The following is a 6,931-nucleotide window of genomic DNA, read 5'->3' as shown; positions in this document are numbered from 1 at the left end:
GCCCGCGCGCTCCCGGCGGCCACGGCCCGCTCAGACCGCCGCCGCGCCCACCCCGACCAGCCGGTCGAGCAGGAAGACCTCCGTGCCGGCCAGGCCGGTCGAGCAGAAGACCGACACCTGGTCCGCGCCGGTCCGGCCGGGGACGGCGCCGGCCAGCACCGCGCCCAGGTCGCGCAACCGCCCGGCGTACGCGGGCAGCGTCGCCAGCATCGGCGGGTCGTACGCGGCCGCCTGCGCCGGCGAGTCGGTGACCAGCAGGTCGGCGGCGTCCAGCAGGTCGGTGCCGAACTCGTGCCGGTCGACCTGCTTGAAGCCGACCGTGTTCACGTGGGTGCCGGGGGCCAGGTCGGCGGCGTCGAGCACGGGGCCGACGGCAGTGGTGGCGAGCACCACGACGTCGCGGTCCCGGACGGCGGCCCGCGCCGAGTCCACCGCCCGCGCCGGCACGCCCAGCTCGGCGCGGACCCGGGCGGCGAACGACTCCCGCCGGGCGACGGAGCGGCTGTGCACGGTGACCTCGCGCAGCGGGCGGACGGCGGCGGCGGCCCAGACCTGGGTCCACGCCTGCCCGCCGGAGCCGATCACGCCCAGGGTGGCGGCGTCCGGCCGGGCCAGGGCGTCCACGGCGACCCCGCCGAGCCCGCCGGTACGCCGGGAGCCCAGCTCCTCCCCGACCGCCACCGCCCGGACCGCCCCGGTGCGCCCGTCGTGCAGCACGACCACCTGCTCGCTCTCCGGGTGCCCGAACGTGTCGTACGAGCGGTAGCCGTACCACTCGCCGGTGAGGTGGCCGGCGGTGAGCACCATCCGTCCCCCGCCAAGCGGCGCGGCGGCCCGGGGCGGGGCCACCAGGCGGCCGGCGTACGCGGCGAGCAGGGCGTCCCGCATCGCGGCGACCGTGGTGGGGGCGTCCAGCGCGGCGGCGACCTCGGGATCGGAGAAGAGCAGCGGCATACCCCGATACTGCAAGTTGAAGCGAGGTTCACGTCAACCCGTGGTGGCCCGGCTCACCCCGGAAGCCGCCCGGCCGGTGCTACCGTCGGTCGTGGCGGCCCGAGGTCGCCCCGGACGAGTGGTGGGCGTACCCGGTCAGGCCAAGACGCCCCGCGTGTGTGTACCGAACCCACTCCTCCCGGCCCGCTGGTCCGGGCGCCTACGCAGAGGTGATCTTCCATGGCCTGGATCGTGCTGGTGGTCTCCGGACTTCTCGAGACCGCGTGGGCGATCGCCCTCGACCGCAGCGCCGGCTTCACCCGGCTCGTCCCGTCGCTGGTCTTCGTGGTGACCCTGGTGCTCAGCATGGCCGGTCTGGCGTACGCGCTGCGCGAGATCCCGGTCGGCACCGGCTACGTCGTCTGGGTCGGCATCGGGGCGGTCGGCACCGCCCTGGTCGGGATGCTCGCGCTGAACGAGCCGGCCAGCCTGCCCCGGATAGCCTGCCTGCTGCTGGTGGTCGCCGGCGTCGTCGGCCTGAAGGTCTTCCACTGACCGGCGTCCACAGGGGCGAGGCGTGACGGACGACCACAGTGGGTAGAGCTGTGCCTGGCACCGGAAAGGCTCTCACCCACGGAGGCAGACATGGCCAACATGCACTCGACCGCCCGCCCGCGCACCAACGCCGCCCGCATCTGCACCATCGTGGGCTTCGTGTTCGCGGTCCTCGCGCTCCTGCTCAACCCGCTCATCTTCGGCGTGATCGGGCTGGTCCTGGGCATCGTCGGCGCCGTGCTCGGCGACAAGCCGCTCGGCTGGTACGCCGCCGCCGCCAACGTGGCCGCCATCGTGGTCAGCATGCTGATCATCAACGCCCTCGTCAACAACTGACCCCGCCGCTCCCCCAGCGGAGACCGGGCCCGCCGGCGTGCCGGCGGGCCCGTCGCGTGTCCGGCCGGCGGGCCCGTCGCGTGTCTGGCCGGAGTCCTAGTCCTCGCCGCCGCGCAGGCCGACCAGGACCTCCTCCAGCTCGTCCGGCTTGACCAGCACGTCGCGGGCCTTGGACCCCTCCGACGGGCCGACCACGCCCCGGGTCTCCATGAGGTCCATCAGCCGCCCCGCCTTGGCGAAGCCGACCCGCAGCTTGCGCTGGAGCATCGAGGTCGAGCCGAACTGCGAGGTGACCACCAGCTCGACCGCCTGCACCAGCAGGTCGAGGTCGTCGCCGATCTCCTCGTCGATCTTCTTCTTGCCGGCGTCCGGCGCGACGAGCACGTCCGGGCGGAACTCCGGCTCGCGCTGGTCCTTGCAGAACTTCACCACGTCGGCGATCTCGCGCTCGGTCACCCAGGCGCCCTGGATCCGGATCGGCTTCGAGGCGCCCATCGGCAGGAACAGGCCGTCGCCGCGGCCCAGCAGCTTCTCCGCGCCCGGCTGGTCGAGGATGACCCGCGAGTCGGCCAGCGAGGAGGTGGCGAACGCCAGGCGGGACGGCACGTTGGCCTTGATCAGGCCGGTGACCACGTCGACCGACGGGCGTTGGGTGGCCAGCACCAGGTGGATGCCGGCCGCGCGGGCGAGCTGGGTGATCCGGACGACCGAGTCCTCCACGTCGCGCGGGGCGACCATCATCAGGTCGGCCAGCTCGTCCACGATCACCAGCAGGTACGGGTACGGGCGCATCTCCCGCTCGCTGCCCGGCGGGGCCTTGATCTCGCCGTTGCGCACCTTGCGGTTGAAGTCGTCGATGTGCCGGACCCCGTTGGCGGCGAGGTCGTCGTAGCGCATGTCCATCTCGCGGACGACCCACTCCAGCGAGTCGGCCGCCTTCTTCGCGTTGGTCACGATCGGGGTGACCAGGTGCGGGATGCCCTCGTAGCCCGTCATCTCGACCCGCTTCGGGTCGATCAGCAGCAGCCGCACCTCGTCCGGCGTGGCCCGGGTGAGGATGGACACCAGCAGCGAGTTCAGGCAGGACGACTTGCCCGCGCCCGTCGCGCCGGCGATCAGGATGTGCGGCATCTTGGCGAGGTTGGCCACCACGTAGCCGCCCTCGATGTCCTTGCCGAGCGCCACCACCATCGGGTGGTGGTCGCTGGTGGCGGCCCGCGACCGCAACACGTCGCCGAGCGCCACGTTCTCCGGGTCGGTGTTCGGGATCTCCACCCCGACCGCGCTCTTGCCCGGGATCGGGCTGAGGATCCGCACGTCCGGCGACTTCACCGCGTACGCGATGTTGCGGGAGAGCTGGGTGATCCGCTCGACCTTGACGCCCGGGCCCAGCTCCACCTCGTAGCGGGTGACGGTCGGCCCGCGGGTGAACCCGGTGACGGCCGCGTCCACACCGAACTGCTCGAAGACGCCGGTGAGCGCGACGATCACCTCGTCGTTGGCCTTGCTCCGGGACTTCGGGGCCGCGCCACTGCCGAGGATGTTCGCCGGCGGCAGCGTGTAGTCGCCCGCCAGCCCGGTCAGCGCGAGCTGCTCGGCCCGCGTCGGGGCGGGCGAGTGCTCCGGCGGCTCCGCCGGCTTGCGGGTGGCCGGAACCCGGCCCGGGGGCTTGCGGGGCAGCACCAGGGTCTCCTGGAGGTCCACCCCGTCGAGGTCGTCGTCGAACTCCGCCGGGTCGGGCGGCGGCGGGGCCGCCCGCTTCGCCGGGCGCTTACGGGGCGCCGGCCGGGCGGGCTCCTCGGCCGTCTCCTCCTCCACCACCGGCGGGGCGATCCGGGTGCCGAACAGCAGGCCGAGCCGCTCCGGGACCTTGTTGATCGGGGTCGCGGTGACCACCAGCAGGCCGAAGACCAGCAGCAGGATCAGCAGCGGCACGGCCACCCAGGCGGTGACCGCCCGCTCCATCAGGCTGCCGACGCCGGCGCCGACCAGGCCGCCGGCGAAGTCGCGCTGGCCCGCGTCGGCCGGGTCCTGTCCGATGTGCAGCATCGCGGCGGTGGCGACCAGCATCGAGGTCCAGCCGACCAGGCCCCGGCCGCGGTGCTCGGGATCGACGGGCTCGCGCATCAGCCGCCAGGCGCCGATCATCAGCAGTACCGGCACCACGACCGAGATCGCCCCGAGGAAGAGGCGGAAGGTGTCGGCCAGCCGCGCGCCCACCGGGCCGGCGCCGGAGAACCAGAGGGCCACCGCGCTGAGCAGGGCGATTCCGAAGACCAGCAGGCCCGCGCCGTCGCGGCGCTGCTCCGGGTCGAGCCCCCGGGCGGAGCCGGCCTGCCGGAACGCCCAGCCGAGACCGTGCGCCATCCCCATCCACAGTGCGCGGACCGCCTGCCCGACCATCGGGCCCGGGCCGGACCGGGCCGCCGGCCGCCGCCGGGGTGCCGCCCGGCCGGCCTTCTTCGCCGGCTGACGGGCACGACTGTTCGTGGTGCCACGCGGCGACGCGCCGCGCCGCCGGCTCGCCTGAGAGGTACGGCCCGCCATAGCATCAACCTAATGGCGTGACCCGGCAGATCGCCGCCTTTCCGGGTCGTGTCCGCGTGTCGCAGCGCGGGCCCCGCCGCGTCACGTGATATCTGCCTCAGAAGGGTTGCCCCCATGGCGTCGCCGGGAACCGAGGACGGTCGGGACGGCCACCTGGCCGGGCACCCGGGGACGCTGGAACCGCTGACCGGCGAGCTGATCGCCGCCGTGCTGCACAGCCGGGGATACCGGGTCCAGGCCGACGCCGACGGCGACCTGGTCGGCCGCTGGGACGACAGCCTGATCTGGTTCCTGCGCCCCGGCGCCAACGGGGAACTGCTCCAGGTCCGCACCCTGACCGCGCCGGCGTTCCCCATCGAGTACGTGCCGGCGTTGCACGCCTTCTGCAACGCGTGGAACCACGACCGGCTCTGGCCGAAGGCCTTCGTGCACGTCGAGGACGACGGGCGGGCCCGGATCTGCGGCGAGGTCATCACCGACCTGGAACGCGGCGTCACCGCGCACCAGCTCGACCAGTTGCTCGACTGCGGCATCGCCACCGGCTGCCAGCTCGCCACCGAGGTGGCCCGGCTGCCCGGCGGGGTGGTGGCGTGACGGGCCGCGGCGGTGACCTGGCCGGTCGCGGCCTCGACCCGTTCGGGCTGCCCGGCTGGTGGAGCGGGCTGCGGCGCGGGGGCCGGGGGTCCGACCCCGCGCTGGCCGAAGCGCTCGCCGACGCCCGCGACACCCCCGACGGCGAGGCCCGCAGCACCGAGCTGGAACGGATCGCCGCGCACGCCGACGCCACGGGCGACGACCGGACGGCGCTGGCGGCCAGGTTCGCGCTCATCGAGGCGTACCTCCTGCACGGACAGCGGTGGCGGCTGGTCGAGCCGGTGCGCCGCTGCCTCGCCACGGTGGAGCGCCGCCCCGACCTGCTGGCCGAAGACCAGGCCGAGCCGCTGCGACGCTACCGGCGGTACGCGGTCGAGGCCCTGCTCGGCTCGCCCCGGGTCGGGCTGGACCAGGCCCGGTCCATGCTGGACGACCTCGCCGTGCGCGCCGCCGACGACCCGGCGGTGGTCGCCGAGCTGCGCTGCCGCATCGCCGACCACCTCGGCGACGAGCCCACCGCCCGGCGGTGGTACGACCGCTGGTCGACGGCCGATCCGGGGCCGGTCGGCGGCTGCCCGGACTGCGCGGCGGCCCGACGGGCGGAACTGCTCGCCGGCTGGGGCGACCACCGGGCCGCGCTGGCCGCCCTGCCCGACTCCCCGCACGGCGACGTCGACTGCACCGAGCAGCCGGAGCGGACGCTGGTCGCCGGGCTGCTGTCGTGGCTGCGGGCCGGCCAGCCGGAGCGGGCGGCCGAGGCGCACGTGCGGGCGTACCGGCGGCACCGGCGGGAGCGGGCCGACTTCCCGCTGCTCGCGACCCACCTGCGGTGGTGCGCGCTGGCCGGGCACCCCGCCCGGGGCGTCGACGTCCTCGCCGAGCAGCTGCCCCGGCTGGACCGGCCGCACGACGACCTGTCCGCGATGGAGTTCGCCGCCGCCGGTGCGCTGGTCTGCGCCCTCGCCGTGGAGGCGGGGCTCGGCGGGCGGACGGTGCACCGCCCGGCGTACGGGGTGCGGCCGGCCGCCGAGCTCGACGTGGCCACGCTGGGCGCCACCCTGCTCGGGGTGGCCACCGCGCTGGCCGGCAGCTTCGACGCCCGCAACGGCACCGGCCACCAGTCCGGCCGGATCGCGTCCTGGCTGGCCGAACGGCCGGCCGCCGCACCGGTGCCCCTGCCGCCCGACGACGCCGACGACGACGCCGACCCGCCCGACGACGTCCTGCCGGACGGGGAGCCACGCCCGCTGAGCCTGGCGATGATCACCGCCGAGCTGGACCGGCGCGGGGACCGGTACGCGGTGGACGACCGTGGCGCCGTCACGGGCCGGTGGGGCGAGGCGCTGATCCAGTTCCGGCGCGCCGGCGAGCGGGGCGAGATCCTCCAGGCCCGGTCCGTGGCGAACCGCCGGCTGCCGGCTGACCGGCTCGCGGAGGCGTACGCCTTCTGCAACGCCTGGAACCACGACCGGCTGTTGCCGAAGGCGTACGTGCACGAGCGGGAGGGCGAGCTGCTGCTGGCCGGTCACGTCGCCACCGACCTGGCGCACGGGGTGGCCCCGGCCCAACTCACGGTCCTGCTCGACGCGGCCGTGGACACCGGCGTCGCGTACGCCGAGGCGGTCGCCGCCCTGCCCTGACTGCCGGGCCGGGCGGAGGCTCACCGGTGAGGTCCGAAACCCGCCGGACGATCTTCTGCCGCCCTGCTGGACTGGCACCCATGACGACGACGCACCACCAGCGCACCGCCCTGCTCCTGCACTCCCTGCACCGCCCCGGCTCCCCGCTCGTCCTGCCCAACGCCTGGGACGTGGCGAGCGCCCGGATCGTGGCCGACTGCGGCGCGGCGGCGGTCGCCACCCGAGGTCACGGTCAGCCCGGCCGGCAGACGCAGGACGAAGAAGCCCTTCGCCGCCGCCTTTCCGACGTTGCTGACGGAGACCTCCAGGGGCCCCGCCGGGTGCCA

The 6,931-nt window shown here is 75.1% G+C and carries 7 protein-coding genes and 1 riboswitch; of the genes, 5 read left to right on the top strand and 2 right to left on the bottom strand.

The genetic code is table 11. The annotated features are described in order from the left end of the window. Window positions 1-30 precede the first annotated feature (30 nt). Complete coding sequence (locus F6X68_RS28795; protein WP_151457197.1) at window positions 31-954, bottom strand: ornithine cyclodeaminase family protein; 924 nt, start codon at window positions 952-954, stop codon at window positions 31-33. Between the two features lie 89 nt (window positions 955-1,043). Then, window positions 1,044-1,109: riboswitch (guanidine-III (ykkC-III) riboswitch) on the top strand. A 64-nt stretch (window positions 1,110-1,173) separates the two neighbouring features. Here F6X68_RS28795 and F6X68_RS28790 point away from each other — a divergent pair. Both F6X68_RS28790 and F6X68_RS28785 read left to right on the top strand, forming a co-directional pair. Then, a complete protein-coding gene (locus F6X68_RS28790; protein ID WP_132232868.1) occupies window positions 1,174-1,488 on the top strand; it encodes a multidrug efflux SMR transporter in 315 nt (104 codons plus the stop codon). 90 nt (window positions 1,489-1,578) lie between these two features. After that, complete coding sequence (locus F6X68_RS28785) at window positions 1,579-1,824, top strand: hypothetical protein (protein ID WP_151457196.1); 246 nt, start codon at window positions 1,579-1,581, stop codon at window positions 1,822-1,824. A 96-nt stretch (window positions 1,825-1,920) separates the two neighbouring features. Here the strand turns inward: F6X68_RS28785 and F6X68_RS28780 are convergent, their stop codons facing one another. Then, complete coding sequence (locus tag F6X68_RS28780) at window positions 1,921-4,371, bottom strand: DNA translocase FtsK (protein WP_151457195.1); 2,451 nt, start codon at window positions 4,369-4,371, stop codon at window positions 1,921-1,923. Window positions 4,372-4,485: 114 nt separating this feature from the next. On the opposite strand from F6X68_RS28780, the gene F6X68_RS28775 reads away from it, so the two are divergent. The 3 genes from F6X68_RS28775 to F6X68_RS28765 form a co-directional block, all read left to right on the top strand. After that, the gene (locus F6X68_RS28775) at window positions 4,486-4,965 is read left to right on the top strand and encodes a YbjN domain-containing protein (protein WP_151457194.1); all 480 of its coding nucleotides are present in this window, start codon (window positions 4,486-4,488) and stop codon (window positions 4,963-4,965) included. Beyond that, window positions 4,962-6,605, top strand: coding sequence for a YbjN domain-containing protein (locus F6X68_RS28770; protein WP_225852486.1), 1,644 nt, complete (start codon window positions 4,962-4,964; stop codon window positions 6,603-6,605). The genes F6X68_RS28775 and F6X68_RS28770 overlap by 4 nt, the downstream gene beginning before the upstream one ends. Window positions 6,606-6,685: 80 nt before the next feature. Further along, a partial coding sequence (locus F6X68_RS28765; protein ID WP_192581578.1) for an isocitrate lyase/phosphoenolpyruvate mutase family protein occupies window positions 6,686-6,931 on the top strand: 246 nt, incomplete at its 3' end.

Origin of the sequence: Micromonospora sp. AMSO12t, assembly GCF_008806585.1 — a bacterium.
In the GTDB taxonomy this organism is placed as follows: Bacteria; Actinomycetota; Actinomycetes; order Mycobacteriales; family Micromonosporaceae; genus Micromonospora; species Micromonospora reichwaldensis.
This window is presented reverse-complemented; position numbering and strand designations above follow the sequence as displayed.

Bases quoted from the DNA above. Each gene is read 5' to 3' on its own strand.
- F6X68_RS28795 (WP_151457197.1), bottom strand. From the start codon at position 954: ATGCCGCTGCTCTTCTCCGATCCCGAGGTCGCCGCCGCGCTGGACGCC.
- F6X68_RS28790 (WP_132232868.1), top strand. From the start codon at position 1,174: ATGGCCTGGATCGTGCTGGTGGTCTCCGGACTTCTCGAGACCGCGTGG.
- F6X68_RS28785 (WP_151457196.1), top strand. From the start codon at position 1,579: ATGGCCAACATGCACTCGACCGCCCGCCCGCGCACCAACGCCGCCCGC.
- F6X68_RS28780 (WP_151457195.1), bottom strand. From the start codon at position 4,371: ATGGCGGGCCGTACCTCTCAGGCGAGCCGGCGGCGCGGCGCGTCGCCG.
- F6X68_RS28775 (WP_151457194.1), top strand. From the start codon at position 4,486: ATGGCGTCGCCGGGAACCGAGGACGGTCGGGACGGCCACCTGGCCGGG.